The following is a 14,480-nucleotide window of genomic DNA, read 5'->3' on the forward strand; positions in this document are numbered from 1 at the left end:
GGATATAATGTTTAGAATAAGAGGTGCCTTATGAATACTACAGTAGTTGTTATTATTGTGATGGTGGTCGCAACAATCTTTTGGTTTTTCGGTATGAAAATTATGAAGAATACCATTATGAAGCGATTGATCAAGGATTTGCAGAAGCAGGATTTCGATGATTATTATAAAACGGTCGATAGCTTTGCGACAAAGCTTTTAATTCCGCCGTTTAATCGTGAATATATGCGTATGAATGGTTTGATCATGCAGGGAAGAAAAGGAAAAGTAGAAGAACAGTTTGATTTGATGCTGAATATGCGTATGAATCAGAAACAGGAAATTGATATTGTAATGAAGGCTTTTTATTACTATATGGAAGATGAGAATAAGCGTCGTGCAAAACAGCTGTTGGAGCGTGTGCGTAAATTCGGTGATGATTATTACAATGAAAGCAAAATCATGTACGATGTGTATTTAGAAAAATCAACTGAATATATTGCTTCTATGGAGGAAGCTTTGAAGCAGGAGGATCTTCCTGAAATGAATCGCGGTATGTTTATGTATCTATTAGGTTTGCAGTATGGAAATGACAATCAGAAAAAGAAGATGCGTGATTACCTGCGTGATGCTCTTCCTCTTTTGAAGAATACACCGTATGAATTAAAAATCAGAACTATCCTAAAGGACTAGGATAGTTTTTTTGATGTCAAAAAGAAGAATGATAGTGGGATATTTGTTAATAAAAACACACTTAGTAAAATGTATATTTTTGGTAAGTTTAAGATATTATCTTTTCTGATACTTCAATAGATTTGCATAATTAAATTTAAAATTACTAAAAGAAGCATAAGCAATATTAAAAGGTATAAGGTCAAAAAATAGGGACTATAATCATAATAAAGTAATCGTTACTGTTTTTGTATCAGGTGAATACTATTTTGAATGTACTCCTTATCTTTCCCTGTGGCGATTTCCTCCAATTGTTTAAATAACGTAATACATTCATTTTTTTTACCTAGCGCATTAAATGCAGTTGCGATGTTAAGATACCATATCATTTCGTCATTCATATCTTTAGGAGCTGCCTCTATTGCAAGCAGTCTTTCTAAAAAGAGCTCACCATTTTTGCTTTCATGAAATTCTTTTACAATGGAATTATTCGTTTTTTTAAACTGGTTGCCTCTTCGCATCAAAATCAAAAACATAGTAAAGAAATAGATAACAGTGATAATAACCATACCACCGATAATAATACCTAAGAAGCCTAGGGTTGATTTCACATGAGAGATTGCTATGTTTACATATATGAATAGCAGTAGCGCCCAAGCTGAAAATACGAATCTAACAAGCCATTTCTCTCTTTTTTCATACATTGCTTTTCGATCTTTTAGATGTTCGGGTTCATAAATCATACAATTTGCTCCTTTTTCTTCTTAAATTTAAAACTATCATTTATATATTCTTTACAAGAAATGTTTCCTTTGTCAATCTCACTTTACAATGTCTTTTCTTTTGATTCTTCCATTTGTTGTGCTTATAAAATATCTTTTACTTCTGTTGTCGTATTCTACATGAAAGTCTTTGGTAATTTGATTATAGCACAGATATAAACAAAAAAACGCCGATTGATTGGCGTTTATTTTTTATATGGTGGAGCGTATCGGGATCGAACCGATGACCCCCTGCGTGCAAGGCAGGTGCTCTCCCAGCTGAGCTAACACCCCATAATTTGAATGCTCAAATAATATACCATATACTCTCTATACTTGTCAATGTAAAATTTATAGAAATTACATGAATCGTGCACTTTCTGATTAAGAAAGCTTTTAATAAGGCAACGATAAGCCATCGTAATTTTCATAGTTGTTTTTTTTGATACCGAAAGGGGCAGGGGTATAAGCGTAAATATATTTTAGATATATTCTACCTCCGGTAGATAGTATTTTTTTGGCTTTTCCTTATAATAGAGTTGAGGTGAAAATGATGGATCAAAGAAAAATCGGTATATTTATTGCGACATGTAGGAAAGAAAAAGGGTTAACTCAAGAACAACTTGGGGAATTGCTTGGAGTTACGAATAAATCAATCAGCAAGTGGGAAAATGGAAAGAGTCTACCCGATCCTTCTTTATATAAACCATTATGTGATATTTTAGAAATCAATCTTATTGAGTTATTTGACGGAGAGCGCATTGCGGAGGATAAGGTTGTGGAAAAGGCAGATCAGGTGATTGTCGGATTGGTTGAAGATTCCCATAAATATCATACAGTGCATTTGATTGCGAAAATATGCTCGTATCTTTTTACGATACTAGGGATAACACTTATCTTTTTGCCAAGCCTTGTTTCCATCACACAGGCTGAAATGCTTATTAGTATTAGTATAGGCTTGTTTCTCTTATTATCAAGCATGTCCATCAAATTTTATTTCTGGGGTAAAAGTCATGATAAGAAAATACAATATGAGGGAATCGGATTTTGCAGTGGTTTAACCTTATTGCTGGTGGCATTAAAGCTTACCGGAAATATTGATTGGTCATGGCTATGGGTGCTTTCTCCGATATGGGGGTGTGCGTGCTTGCTTGTACTTATAATTGTGATACTTTTTCTTGCTGTTTATTTCAAGGGTAAAAAAGATCAGCGACAAAAGAAGGACGAAAAATAAGAAACGAATGTTTTTCATAAAGGGACAAATAAGGGGATTTGTGTACTGATGAAAAACATTTTCATTTTATTTGAAATAAATTTTCACAATATATTTCAATATCTTTCATTTGTGATATAATGAGAAATCATAACATAGAAATGTTAGAAGAAGGGAAGGTGTTGAAACGTATGAATGAGAAAAGGATCTATAATTTCTCTGCCGGACCATCTCAACTGCCTGAGGCGGTTTTGAAGAAGGCACAGAAACAAATGCTGAATTATGAGGGAAGTGGCATGTCGGTCATGGAAATGAGCCATCGCTCAGCTATCTATGATGCGATTCTAAAAGAAACACAGGATCGCCTGCGTCGTTTGATGAGGATACCGGAAAACTATAAGATTTTGTTTTTGCAGGGCGGAGCTACTATGCAGTTTTCTGCTATACCACTGAATTTATTGCAAAAAGGAAAAGCCGATTATATTATCAGTGGATATTTTGCGAAAAAAGCATATCAAGAAGCAAAGAAATACGGAGAAATTCATATAGCCGCAAGCAGTGAGGGAAATGATTTTTCTTATATTCCGAAGCAGGAGGAGCTACTGTTAAGTGATGATGCGGATTATGTTTATCTATGTACGAATAATACGATTTACGGAACGGAATATAACTATGTTCCAAATACAAACGGGATTGCGATTGTGGCAGATATGTCGAGCGATATTTTATCGAGGGAGATTGATGTTACTGATTACGGTTTGATTTTTGCCGGAGCACAGAAAAATATGGGGTGTGCCGGCTTAACGGTAGTCATTGTACGAGAGGATTTGCTAGGGCATGTGCGTAAGGAAGCACCTGTTTTACTGGATTATGCTTTGCAAGTCGAAAAGGATTCGATGTATAATACACCGCCTACGTATGCGATTTATATTTTAGATTTAGTTTTGGAATGGTTGGAAAATCTAGGAGGTATTGCGGAGATTCAAAAACGAAATGAAGCCAAAGCCAAATTGCTTTATGATTGTTTAGATCAAAGTGATTTTTACAGTACCAGTGTTTGTAAAAAAGACCGCTCCAATATGAATGTAACCTTTCGCTCACCAAATGCCGAGCTAGATGCTTTGTTTGTAAAAGAAAGCAGTGAATTAGGTATGTGCAATTTAAAGGGGCATCGTGCGGTTGGGGGTATGCGAGCTTCGATTTATAATGCGATGCCACAGGAAGGTGTAGAGGAGCTAGTTGCTTTTATGAAGGATTTCGAAAAACGATATAAGGGGTGAAAGTATGCGTGTTAAGCTATTAAATAAGATTTCTTTGCATGGTTTAAAGCGTTTTGATGCGGAAGGCTATTTATATGGAGAAGAATTTGAAGAATATGATGCTATTTTGGTACGCAGTGCTAAGCTGCACGATATGTCTTTCAGTAAGGAATTGAAGTGTATTGCTAGAGCAGGTGCCGGTGTAAATAATATTCCGTTAGATCGTTGCAGTGAGGAAGGAATCGTTGTGTTTAATACACCCGGTGCGAATGCCAATGCCGTAAAGGAATTGGTAATTGCCGGTTTGCTGCTATCCGCTCGAAAGCTTGTGCAAGGAATAAATTGGGTGAAAAGCTTATGTGAAGAAGATGATGTCGCTCAGTTGGTAGAAAAAGGAAAAGCGAATTTTGTAGGACCGGAAATTGCCGGTAAAAAGCTTGGAGTTATCGGTTTAGGAGCAATCGGAGTAAAGGTTGCCAATGCAGCTGCGGCCTTGGATATGGAAGTTTACGGCTATGATCCGTATATATCCGTACAAGCCGCTTGGACTTTAAAAGCAAGAATTCATCATGTGAAAAACGTTCGACAGATTTTTGAAGAATGTGATTACATTACGCTGCATGTACCATGCAATGAGCATACAAAAGGAATGATAGATGCTCAAGCATTCGACTGTATGAAGGAGAATGTTCGTTTATTCAATTTTGCACGTGGGGAGCTTGTTGATGAGAATGCTTTGATAGAAGCCTTACAGGCAGAGAAGCTAGCTGCTTATGTTACGGATTTTCCAAGTAAGCGTCTGCTTACTGTTGAACGTGTAATTGCCTTGCCGCACCTTGGCGCTTCTACACCGGAAAGTGAGGATAACTGTGCATTGATGGCTGCTGATGAAATCATAGAATATTTACAATATGGCAATATCAAAAACTCGGTAAACATGCCGGAGGTTCAAATGCCACAAGAGGCTAAGTATCGAATTTGTATCATCAATAAAAATATTCCGGATATGATTAGTTCTGTTGCGGCAAAGCTTTCCGCTGAGGGAATCAATATCGAAAATATGGTTAGCAAAGGGCGTGGAGATTATGCTTATACCATTTTGGAAACCAACGATGAAATCAGCTTGGAATTATTAGAACGTATGAGGCAGCGGAAAGGGATTGTACGGGTTCGTATTATTGTTCAGGATCATGTGTGAAAGATGTCGAAAGGCATCTTTTTGTTGAAAAAAGCACAGATTTTTCTGAATACTTGCCAATCTTTCCACTTCTATTGACTATTTTATCTAGGCATTATATAAAAGAAGAAAGAAGCAAATATTAGGAAGAAAGTATTGCAAGGAGGTAAGGAAAATGAAAAGCGGGATATATCGTTATAAGTGGTTATGCATTTTGTCGTTGCTTATAATTGTAGGGTGTTCGCAAAAAGCAACTGTAAATCCAGATGAAATGATTAAAACGGATTATGCGCAATATGAACAAGTCGCAATCAATGAAGATGATAGCGGACAAATTCGTTTGTTAAAAAGAGATGAGAATTATCTTTTGCTTGTATTTCAAAAAGATGGAGATGACTTTATTTTTAATACTGCACTTGAAACTGATAAGCCGTATGGGCAATATATAATAAAACAAGACAAGAGCACACGAATTGTGATTTTTATTGATAATACAAAAGTGGTGGCAGAGCGTTGCAAGCTTCCGCTGCGTATTTCTGAAAGTGATTTTTTAACTTTTACGGCTTCGGATTTACAGAATAGTGAAGACTATATTCTTCGTGATTTTGAAATTCAGAAAAACCTTCAAGAAATTCAGCCGTTAGAGTTTTATACAAAGGACGAACAATGGATTGATCCGGCGAAAATACAAGCGTGATGATTGCTTTAGGTATAGAGGTAGCTATGATTTATGAAAAGCATTGAAAACAAGGAGGAATATAGCATGAAGGACGTGCGTATTACGGTTATAAGGAAGGTGTGCCACCAGGATCTAATGGCATTGTATGAAAATCCGATAGAGCATGCCTGTGATATGGAAGAAGGTAGAGTATTTCTTTCACAAAAAGCTCAAAAACCTCTGGGGTTATGCGATAGCGCATGGGAAAGCATGGAGAGCTTTGTTGTTAAATTGGCGAACGGAGAGGGAAATTTTTATGATGGGTGGATGAAAAACCCTTATTCGGCAATGATTTCCTGCAATGATGGCTTTCGTCCGGTCAGTTTTTATTTAGAGGCATTGGATTAAATACATACTAAGATATAGATAAATAGCATGCAGTATTTTAGCAGAAAGCATGTTTGAAAAAACGAGGAATTGCTATATTGCTTGAAACGGTACATACAAATAGTTGGCATTATACATAGAGGACTGTTGGAAACGAAAGCAGTCCTTTTTATTAGGTGAGGTAAGCTTTATATTGACATTCTTAGAAAAAGGACTATACTATAAATGGTTTACAAGTAAACGATATAGGAGGAGCTATGCTGAATGTTGAAACGATGCTACGCTATTTCAATGAGATACGTAGGATATATGCCGTAAAGCTGAATGAACGTATGGACGATTTCTTTTCACCCAATGAAATCAATATTCTTATTTTACTTTCTAACAATAAGCATATCAATACCAGCAGTGATTTACGGGTAATGTTGGGTGTTTCCAAGGGACTTGTGAGTCGCAGCATTGATGCCTTGTTAAAAAAAGGATTGATCGTATGTAGAAGCGACGAAAGAGATAAACGGATACAACGCATTCATTTAACAAAGAAGGCTGCTCCTGTGATTGAGCATATCAATCACGAGGTTCAAAAAATCAACGATGAGGTTTTAAAGGACGTATCGGAGGCGGATATCGCTCATTTGGAAATCACGATGAAAAAGATTTTACAATGCTTCAAAGATAAGGAGGAGAACCATGAAAATTAAGATGTCAAAAGAAGTCGATTTAGGAAAAGAGTCGGTTGGTAAGCTGTTGTTTATTTTGGCAGTACCGACAATCACCTCACAGGTTGTCAATGCACTATATAATATGGTAGATCGTATGTATATCGGCCATATTCCTGAAATCGGTGCCGATGCCTTAACGGGAGTCGGTGTTTGTTTCCCGATTATTATGATTATTTCGGCGTTTGCTTTTTTGGTGGGGGTCGGTGGATCTCCACGTGCCAGTATTTATATGGGGAAAAAGGACAATGATACCGCAGAGAAAATTTTAGGAAATTGTTTTACCGCTTTGATCGTATGTGCCATTGCACTCACGATTATTGTGCTTTTGTTTAAAGAGCCATTGTTATATTTGTTTGCGGCAAGTGAGGATACGATCGGATATGCGATGGATTATATTACGATTTATGCCGTAGGAACGATTTTTGTGCAGCTGACATTAGGTTTAAATGCATTTATATCAGCGCAGGGCTTTTCTAAAATCAGTATGCTGACAGTTATTATCGGTGCAGTTACCAATATTGCGCTTGATCCTATTTTTATCTTTTTGTTTGATATGGGTGTAAAGGGTGCGGCTTTGGCAACGGTATTTTCGCAAGCCTTAAGTGCTGCATGGGCCATTTGGTTTTTATTCTCCAAGCATACGGTTTTGCGTTTGCGTAAAGAAAACTTTAAACCATCTTGGAAGATCTTAGCTCCTTGTATTGCTTTAGGAGTTGCACCATTTGTCATGCAGGCAACGGAAAGCGTGCTTGTGCTATGCTTCAATTCCTCATTGCTTGCTTATGGAGGAAAACTGGCTGTTGGAGCGATGACGATTTTATCCAGTGTAATGCAGTTTGCTATGCTGCCGCTGCAAGGACTTACTCAGGGTGGACAACCGATTATTAGCTACAATTACGGTGCTAAGAATGCCGAGAGAGTGAAGAAAGCCTTTAAGCTTCAAACGATAAGCTGCTTTGCCTATGCCTTTATCTTATGGGCATTGATCATGCTGTTCCCGGGAATGTTTGTTTCCATCTTTACCGGAGATCCGGCATTGTCTGAAATAACGATTTGGGCACTTCGTATCTATATGGCTACCATCTTTATGATGGGATTGCAAATTTCTTGTCAACAGACCTTCATTGCTTTCGGAAATTCTAAAATCAGTGCCTTTTTGGCTGTTTTCCGAAAAATCATCGTTTTAATTCCTTTGATTTACATTTTACCGATGATCTTGGAAGATGATGTGTTTGCGGTATTCTTGGCAGAGCCGATTGCCGATGTCATTGCAGTTGCGACGACGGTAACTTTATTTTATAAGGAGTTTAAGAAGCTGCAACAGCAAATGGAAGCATAAGAGGATTTGTTTTTCCCTTTGCTTTTTCGTATAATAAATATGGTGATAACGATGCAAAATGAATCAATGAGCGAATTAAAGAAGCGTTTAAATTCCAGCTCGATGTATCTGCAAAGTAACGATATGCAGGTTGTAGAGGTAAAAAAAGGCTATGCGAAGGTAGAAATGGTAATTGATGAACAAATCTTAAATGTTCATGGCTTTGTGCATGGCGGTGCGCTTTATTCTTTAGCGGATACTGCCGCCGGTGCCGCAAGCTTTGCGACGGGAAGAGATAGTGTAACATTGGCCGGAACGATCAATTATATAAAGCCTGGGAAGGGCGGAAAGCTAATTGGAATTGCCCAGGAAATATCGGCAGGGCGTACAACCGGGGTGTATGAGGTATTTATTTTTAACGATGAGGAGGTACTCCTATCAAGAGCAACCTTTACTATGTTTTTCTTAGATGGCGATCGTTATAAAAACAAGCTTAAGAAATAGTGCGAAAAGAGCGGAAACATGCTATACTATTAACAATAAGGTGGTGTATAACGATGGCAAAAACTTTACCGATCAGTGGTGCGAATGCTGTAAAAATTATTTTAAAGGATAAAGAGGAATTTTCCTGTACGCTTAAAAATACGATGGAGCTAACTGATGAAAAGACGTATGTATTTGATGTAACGTATGGAAAGTATATCGGAACTTTTAATTTCCGTATTCGCAACAATGAATTTTTAGCAGCAAATCTTAATTTGATGACATTGAAAAAGGTTATCACAATGGACAATGATGCCAATCTTATTAAGCTTTGTGATTATGTGTATAAGACGTATGTTAAAGAAGCCTGAAAGCCGTATCGAAACGATATGGTTTTCTTTTACTTTTATTTCTATTTGTACTACAATATTCATACATAAAGAAAAGAGGAATCATAATGAAAAAAGCAATTCAATTAAAGGATTTTTTAACGTATCACTATTTATCCAATGTGCAGGCTTCACCTGATGGAACAACATTAGCATGTGTGGTTGCGCAGGCAAATGAGAATGATAACACATACACAAGCACGTTGGCATTATTAAGTGAGAAGAAGGTCTTGCCTCTTACCGGCTATGGTAAGGAGCGCATGTATGTATGGGAAGATAATACGCATATCTTATTTGCTAGTTTGCGCGATAAGGCTGATATAGAAGCTGCGCAAAACGGAGAAGAACGTACTTGTTTTTATCGTATCTCAACACAAGGCGGAGAAGCCCAAAAAGCATTCACACTGCCTTTGACAGTTACTTCCATTCAAAAGTTAGATGATACACGTTTCGTATTTACAGCAAATTATGATTTACATTACTCATCTATGTATCAAAGCAATGATGTAGAAAAGCAAAGGCTTTTAAAAGCTAAGAAAGAAAATGCCGATTATGAAGTTTTCGATGAGCTTCCGTTTTACGGTAACGGTGCCGGCTTTATTAACAAAACACGCAATAGCTTATTTATGTATGATTGTAAGAATGAAGCAATTACTCGCATAAGTGAAGAAAATTTCCAAGTAGGCGGTTATGCAATTGATGAGAAGAAAGAAAAGCTATACTATTTCGGCGAAGCTTATGTGCAAAAACCGAAAAATAAGGACACTGTTTGTGTCTATGATTTCAAACGGCAAGTTACTCACGTATTATTGCCCGCAAAAGAGTATGCCATTCGTTTTTTAGCTGAGTGGCAAGGGGAATTGCTTGTGGTTGCTAGTACACAGCGTGAATATGGAATGAACGAAAATGCAAAGTTCTATCTGCTTGATAAAGCAAGTGGGGAAATGAAGTTATTCGCAGATTATGAAGATGCAATCGGATCAAGTGTGGGAAGTGATTGTCGTTATGGCGGAGGTAAGTCAATCAAGGTATGGAAAGATGCTGTATATTTCATTTCTACCTTGACGCATCGCTCTGTATTGCGTAGACTTGATGCACAAGGGATAATTTCAACGGTTTATGAAGGAAGTGGAAGCGTTGATGATTTTGATGTAACGAAGGATAAGCTTTTCTTTGTTGGTATGCAGGAAGGCAAATTACAGGAATGCTATTGCTGCGATTTGCTTGGAAACGATGTACGGCAGTTAAGTACATGGAATGAGGAAATCTTTGTCGATAAAGATGTGCGCCCATACGTTGAACTGGCTTTTGAAAATGATGGGATATCTTTATGTGGTTGGGTATTAGAGCCAAAGGATTACGATCCTAAGAAAACTTATCCGGCTATTTTGGATATCCATGGAGGGCCGAAAACCGTTTATGGAAAGGTGTTTTATCATGAGATGCAGCTTTGGGCAAATATGGGATATTTCGTATTCTTTATGAATCCAAGAGGAGGCGATGGCTATGGCAATCGTTTCGCGGATTTGCGAGGAGCTTATGGAACCTTTGATTATGAGGATTTGATGAAGTTTACGGATTGTGTGCTTGAAAAGTATCCTGCTATCGACCAACAACGAGTTGGGGTTACGGGAGGAAGCTATGGTGGCTTTATGACGAATTGGATCATCGGGCATACCAATCGTTTTGCGGCAGCAGCAAGTCAGCGTTCCATTTCTAATTGGATAAGCTTTGCTTATACCTCTGATATCGGAAATTTCTTTGCACTAGATCAACAAGGTGGAAATATTTGGGAAGATCATGAAAAGCTTTGGTGGCATTCTCCTTTAAAATATGCACAAAATGTAAAAACACCGACATTGTTTATTCACAGCGATGAGGATTACCGTTGTCCTTTATCAGAGGGCTATCAGATGTATAGCGCTTTATGTGATTTGGGTATTGAAACTAGAATGTGTATGTTCCATGGTGAAAATCATGAATTGTCAAGAAGCGGGAAGCCAAGACATCGTGTAAGACGCTTAGAGGAAATTACCAATTGGTTTGAAAAACATTTAAAATAAAGATAAAAGGAGGTGTGCTATGCGATTTTCGAAACGAATGGAGCGATTAAAGGAAGGTGTTTTTCTCAAGCTAGATGAGGAAAAAGAAAAATACATTCAGGAAGGACATACTGTTTATGATTTTACCATCGGCAGTCCCAATATTGCGCCCTCAAAGGAAGTGCAGGAGGCATTGATTCAAGCAGCAATGGATCCTAAAAGCTATATGTATGCTTTGCATGACAGTAAGGAGTTAAAGGCTACTGTGAAGGACTGGTATCAAAAGCGCTATCACGTTGAGCTTGATGAACAAAGAGAAATTTTAGCGCTGCAAGGATCACAAGAGGGGCTTGCACATATCGCTCTTGCGGTATGTGATGAGGGAGATGTTGTTTTGATACCGGCTCCAAGTTATCCGATTTTTGCGAATGGACCACGAATTGCGGGTGCAGAGGTTTATGAAATGCCGATGCTGGAGGAGTATGATTATCAAATTCAGCTACAAGACATTCCCGAAGATATCGCTCGTAGAGCTAAGATGATGATTGTATCTTATCCCAACAATCCAACCGGAGCAATTGCCACTGATACTTTTTTTGAAGAATTGGTAGCATTTGCGAAACATTATGATATTTTAGTCCTTCATGATATGGCATACAGCGAATTGGTGTTCGATGGTGGAAAAGCAAAAAGCTTTTTGGCTTATCCCGGTGCTAAAGAGGTCGGAATTGAGTTTAATTCCTTCTCTAAGAATTATGGCATGGCTGGAGCACGTATTGGTCTATGTGTAGGAAATAAAGAAGCTGTTCGCTGTTTGCGTAAGTTAAAAAGCAATATTGATTACGGAATGTTTTTACCGATTCAAAAAGCCGCAGTGGCTGCTTTAACGCAAGATCAAAGCATACTTGAGGAAACACGCAATACCTATCAAAGAAGAAGAAATCGTATGATCGAGGGATTTAAAGAAGCAGGTTGGACGATCCAAGCACCGAAAGGAACGATGTTTATTTGGGCAAAGATTCCCAAAGGTTATGATAGCGAGGGCTTTGCGATTGCTTTATTGAAGAAAACAGGTATTTTGGTAACTCCGGGAAATGCATTTGGCAGATATGGCGAGGGCTATGTCCGTATTGCGCTTGTGCAAAGTGATGAAGTAATCGAAGCAGCAATTGCGTCCTTAAAAAAGAGTGATATGTTTGTATGAGAAGATTTGTTGCGATTGGATCAGGAAGTTTTCAAAAACAAGAAACTTTGAAAATTGATCAATTTATCATTCAAAAAACGGGGAAGCAAAACCCAAAGGTTTTGTTTCTTCCGGCAGCTGCTAAAGACGATCAAGGCTATGGCAAGCGCTTTAAACAGTATTATCGTTCTCTTGGCTGTGAGGTAAAGCAATTGCGTTTGTGGCATACCAAACTAGAAAAAGCGCAAATTCAAGACTGTGTATTATCCTGCGATATTTTATATCTTGGTGGCGGAAATACAACCGTATTGATGCAGATTTTAAAGGAAAAGGAGTTGCTTCCCATACTTAAGCTAGCTTATCAAAATGGCATTGTTTGTGTTGGAAACAGCGCTGGTGCAAATGTTTGGTTTGATTATGGATTTAGTGATTTATACGATGATGGCAGTGTCTATGCTTATGTAGAAGGCATGCATGTGATTTCGGGAATCTTTTATCCTCATGCCAATGATGTACAAAGCAAAAGCAAACATCAGATACCACCCATAAGCAAGCTTCGAGAATATACCTGCTTTAAGGGTGAGGCTTTATATTTTGAAAATGAAATCATGCTAACGCATTTACGATAAAGAGGTTGCTTTTATCTCAAAGGTTAAAAAAAGTTGAAAAAAAATAACAGTTAGAATATAATTAAAACATCTTTTCTTTTTTAGAATAAGATAGAATGAGAGGGAGTTTATGTTAGAAAAACTTTTTAAATTAAACGCGAAGAATACTTCTGTAAAAACAGAAATTATCGCAGGTATTACAACTTTCCTAGCGATGGCGTATATTCTGGGCGTTAATCCGGGCATCTTAGGAGATGCGGGAATGGATCCACAGGCTGTCTTTATGGCGACTGCGATTTCTGCGGCAATCGCTTCGATTGTGATGGGGCTTTTGGCAAATTATCCGGTTGCGCTTGCACCTGGTATGGGCGTAAATGCTTTATTCTCTTATACGGTTGTTATGAAAATGGGATTTTCTTGGCAAGCGGCTTTGGCAGCTGTATTTGTTTCCGGTGTAGTTTTCTTATTGATTTCTGTAACCGGTATTCGTAAAATGATCATCAATGCGATTCCAAAGCAGCTAAAATTGGCAGTTGGTGCGGGAATCGGTTTCTTTATTGCTTTTGTCGGTTTGAAAAATGCAGGTATCATCGTTACGAATGCATCTACTGCGGTAGGTCTTGGAAGCTTTCAATCACCGGTCGTATTATTAGCTGTATTCGGTATTTTGGTAACTATTTTCCTAGTTATTAAAAAAGTTCCGGCAGCGGTATTTGTCGGTATGATCATTACAGCAGCTGTTGGAATCGTAGCCCATGAAGCATTCGGTGTCAGCGTATTAGATGCAAACGGTTTAGAATTGATGCCGGCACTTCCAACAAGCTTTATTTCCACAAATTTTGAAATGTCTGCAATGGGTTCCTTTATGGACGGTATGGGCGAATTATTTGCTGTTCCAGGAGCTGCCTTTGTTGCGATTTTCTCTTTCTTGTTTGTTGATTTCTTTGATACTGCCGGAACCTTGGTTGCAATCGGAAATCGTATCGGATTAGTAAATGACAAGGGTGAATTGGAAAATGCCGAAAAAGCATTGGTAGCAGATGCTGTCGGTACCGTAGTTGGTGCTGCACTTGGTACTTCAACGGTTACATCTTTCGTAGAAAGTTCTAGTGGTGTCGGAGTTGGCGGAAGAACCGGTTTAACAGCAGTTACTGCCGGTGTATTATTCCTGTTGTCTATATTTATTTCGCCAATTGTATTGTCCACTGCTGTAAGTGCGGTAACTGCACCTGCTTTGGTTGTTGTTGGTATTATGATGGCACAGCAGCTAAAAGGTATTGATTGGGACGATATGGTATTTGCGGCAGCCGGATTTATTACAGTTGTCTTTATGATTCTTTCTTACTCTATCTCTAACGGTATTGCGATGGGCTTTATTGCTTATACAGTTGCAATGGTAGCAGCAGGTAAAGTAAAACAAATCAATCCAATCGTGTGGGCATTGGTAATTATCTTTATTCTATATTTCGGTTGGTTGATTTAACCATTAAGATTATCTAAGAAGCGCAGGCTTTATGCTTTCGCTTTTTTTATGATAGCGAATATATAAAGAATGGGTAAAAAGTGAAACATTTAGGTAGAATTTTAGCATAAAAAATGATACTATAATCATTGTTTTAAGGAGGATCT

Annotated in this window: 15 protein-coding genes and 1 tRNA gene; 14 read left to right on the forward strand and 2 right to left on the reverse strand. The window is 37.9% G+C overall.

From position 1 onward, the window contains the following. The first annotated feature begins 30 nt into the window (after positions 1 to 30). Complete coding sequence (locus EUBDOL_RS01210) at positions 31 to 672, forward strand: hypothetical protein (RefSeq protein WP_004797695.1); 642 nt, start codon at positions 31 to 33, stop codon at positions 670 to 672. A 218-nt stretch (positions 673 to 890) separates the two neighbouring features. On the opposite strand, the gene EUBDOL_RS01215 is transcribed toward EUBDOL_RS01210, so the two are convergent. After that, the gene (locus EUBDOL_RS01215) at positions 891 to 1,394 is read right to left on the reverse strand and encodes a hypothetical protein (protein WP_004797697.1); all 504 of its coding nucleotides are present in this window, start codon (positions 1,392 to 1,394) and stop codon (positions 891 to 893) included. A 236-nt stretch (positions 1,395 to 1,630) separates the two neighbouring features. Further along, positions 1,631 to 1,706: transfer RNA gene (locus EUBDOL_RS01220), tRNA-Ala, on the reverse strand. A 259-nt stretch (positions 1,707 to 1,965) separates the two neighbouring features. Here EUBDOL_RS01220 and EUBDOL_RS01225 point away from each other — a divergent pair. The 13 genes from EUBDOL_RS01225 to EUBDOL_RS01285 all read left to right on the forward strand — a co-directional run bounded on the left by EUBDOL_RS01225 (position 1,966) and on the right by EUBDOL_RS01285 (position 14,334). Beyond that, a complete protein-coding gene (locus EUBDOL_RS01225; protein WP_040462845.1) occupies positions 1,966 to 2,646 on the forward strand; it encodes a helix-turn-helix domain-containing protein in 681 nt (226 codons plus the stop codon). A 170-nt stretch (positions 2,647 to 2,816) separates the two neighbouring features. Next, a complete protein-coding gene (gene serC / locus EUBDOL_RS01230; RefSeq protein WP_040462871.1) occupies positions 2,817 to 3,905 on the forward strand; it encodes a 3-phosphoserine/phosphohydroxythreonine transaminase in 1,089 nt (362 codons plus the stop codon). Positions 3,906 to 3,909: 4 nt separating this feature from the next. Next, positions 3,910 to 5,082 (forward strand): phosphoglycerate dehydrogenase, encoded by a 1,173-nt coding sequence (locus tag EUBDOL_RS01235; RefSeq protein ID WP_004797702.1) that lies wholly within the window; start codon positions 3,910 to 3,912, stop codon positions 5,080 to 5,082. A gap of 154 nt (positions 5,083 to 5,236) precedes the next feature. After that, a complete protein-coding gene (locus tag EUBDOL_RS01240; protein WP_004797705.1) occupies positions 5,237 to 5,758 on the forward strand; it encodes a hypothetical protein in 522 nt (173 codons plus the stop codon). Between the two features lie 66 nt (positions 5,759 to 5,824). Continuing rightward, entirely contained in the window at positions 5,825 to 6,127 is a 303-nt protein-coding gene (locus tag EUBDOL_RS01245) for a TIGR04076 family protein (protein WP_022420140.1), read from the forward strand. Between the two features lie 236 nt (positions 6,128 to 6,363). Next, positions 6,364 to 6,807 carry a MarR family winged helix-turn-helix transcriptional regulator gene (locus EUBDOL_RS01250; protein WP_004797711.1) on the forward strand — a complete coding sequence of 148 codons (444 nt, stop codon included), beginning with the start codon at positions 6,364 to 6,366 and terminating at the stop codon, positions 6,805 to 6,807. Beyond that, positions 6,797 to 8,167 carry an MATE family efflux transporter gene (locus EUBDOL_RS01255; protein WP_004797713.1) on the forward strand — a complete coding sequence of 457 codons (1,371 nt, stop codon included), beginning with the start codon at positions 6,797 to 6,799 and terminating at the stop codon, positions 8,165 to 8,167. The genes EUBDOL_RS01250 and EUBDOL_RS01255 overlap by 11 nt, the downstream gene beginning before the upstream one ends. A 51-nt stretch (positions 8,168 to 8,218) precedes the next feature. After that, positions 8,219 to 8,650, forward strand: coding sequence for a PaaI family thioesterase (locus EUBDOL_RS01260; protein ID WP_040462847.1), 432 nt, complete (start codon positions 8,219 to 8,221; stop codon positions 8,648 to 8,650). Between the two features lie 53 nt (positions 8,651 to 8,703). Continuing rightward, positions 8,704 to 9,000: a hypothetical protein gene (locus EUBDOL_RS01265; protein ID WP_004797716.1), complete on the forward strand. Its 297-nt coding sequence runs from the start codon at positions 8,704 to 8,706 to the stop codon at positions 8,998 to 9,000. Between the two features lie 86 nt (positions 9,001 to 9,086). After that, positions 9,087 to 11,081 (forward strand): alpha/beta hydrolase family protein, encoded by a 1,995-nt coding sequence (locus EUBDOL_RS01270; RefSeq protein WP_004797719.1) that lies wholly within the window; start codon positions 9,087 to 9,089, stop codon positions 11,079 to 11,081. Between the two features lie 19 nt (positions 11,082 to 11,100). Next, on the forward strand, positions 11,101 to 12,264 hold the full coding sequence (locus EUBDOL_RS01275; protein WP_040462850.1) for an aminotransferase class I/II-fold pyridoxal phosphate-dependent enzyme: 1,164 nt from the start codon (positions 11,101 to 11,103) through the stop codon (positions 12,262 to 12,264). Next, positions 12,261 to 12,872, forward strand: a complete 612-nt coding sequence (locus EUBDOL_RS01280) for a Type 1 glutamine amidotransferase-like domain-containing protein (protein ID WP_004797722.1) — start codon at positions 12,261 to 12,263, stop codon at positions 12,870 to 12,872. Before EUBDOL_RS01275 ends, EUBDOL_RS01280 begins: the two co-directional genes overlap by 4 nt. 109 nt (positions 12,873 to 12,981) lie before the next feature. Then, positions 12,982 to 14,334 (forward strand): NCS2 family permease, encoded by a 1,353-nt coding sequence (locus tag EUBDOL_RS01285; RefSeq protein WP_004797724.1) that lies wholly within the window; start codon positions 12,982 to 12,984, stop codon positions 14,332 to 14,334. The last annotated feature ends 146 nt before the right edge of the window (positions 14,335 to 14,480 follow it).

It is taken from the genome of Amedibacillus dolichus DSM 3991, assembly GCF_000154285.1.
In the GTDB taxonomy this organism is placed as follows: domain Bacteria; phylum Bacillota_I; class Bacilli_A; order Erysipelotrichales; family Erysipelotrichaceae; genus Amedibacillus; species Amedibacillus dolichus.

Bases quoted from the DNA above. Each gene is read 5' to 3' on its own strand.
- EUBDOL_RS01210 (WP_004797695.1), top strand. From the start codon at position 31: ATGAATACTACAGTAGTTGTTATTATTGTGATGGTGGTCGCAACAATC.
- EUBDOL_RS01215 (WP_004797697.1), bottom strand. From the start codon at position 1,394: ATGATTTATGAACCCGAACATCTAAAAGATCGAAAAGCAATGTATGAA.
- EUBDOL_RS01225 (WP_040462845.1), top strand. From the start codon at position 1,966: ATGGATCAAAGAAAAATCGGTATATTTATTGCGACATGTAGGAAAGAA.
- serC (WP_040462871.1), top strand. From the start codon at position 2,817: ATGAATGAGAAAAGGATCTATAATTTCTCTGCCGGACCATCTCAACTG.
- EUBDOL_RS01235 (WP_004797702.1), top strand. From the start codon at position 3,910: ATGCGTGTTAAGCTATTAAATAAGATTTCTTTGCATGGTTTAAAGCGT.
- EUBDOL_RS01240 (WP_004797705.1), top strand. From the start codon at position 5,237: ATGAAAAGCGGGATATATCGTTATAAGTGGTTATGCATTTTGTCGTTG.
- EUBDOL_RS01245 (WP_022420140.1), top strand. From the start codon at position 5,825: ATGAAGGACGTGCGTATTACGGTTATAAGGAAGGTGTGCCACCAGGAT.
- EUBDOL_RS01250 (WP_004797711.1), top strand. From the start codon at position 6,364: ATGCTGAATGTTGAAACGATGCTACGCTATTTCAATGAGATACGTAGG.
- EUBDOL_RS01255 (WP_004797713.1), top strand. From the start codon at position 6,797: ATGAAAATTAAGATGTCAAAAGAAGTCGATTTAGGAAAAGAGTCGGTT.
- EUBDOL_RS01260 (WP_040462847.1), top strand. From the start codon at position 8,219: ATGCAAAATGAATCAATGAGCGAATTAAAGAAGCGTTTAAATTCCAGC.
- EUBDOL_RS01265 (WP_004797716.1), top strand. From the start codon at position 8,704: ATGGCAAAAACTTTACCGATCAGTGGTGCGAATGCTGTAAAAATTATT.
- EUBDOL_RS01270 (WP_004797719.1), top strand. From the start codon at position 9,087: ATGAAAAAAGCAATTCAATTAAAGGATTTTTTAACGTATCACTATTTA.
- EUBDOL_RS01275 (WP_040462850.1), top strand. From the start codon at position 11,101: ATGCGATTTTCGAAACGAATGGAGCGATTAAAGGAAGGTGTTTTTCTC.
- EUBDOL_RS01280 (WP_004797722.1), top strand. From the start codon at position 12,261: ATGAGAAGATTTGTTGCGATTGGATCAGGAAGTTTTCAAAAACAAGAA.
- EUBDOL_RS01285 (WP_004797724.1), top strand. From the start codon at position 12,982: ATGTTAGAAAAACTTTTTAAATTAAACGCGAAGAATACTTCTGTAAAA.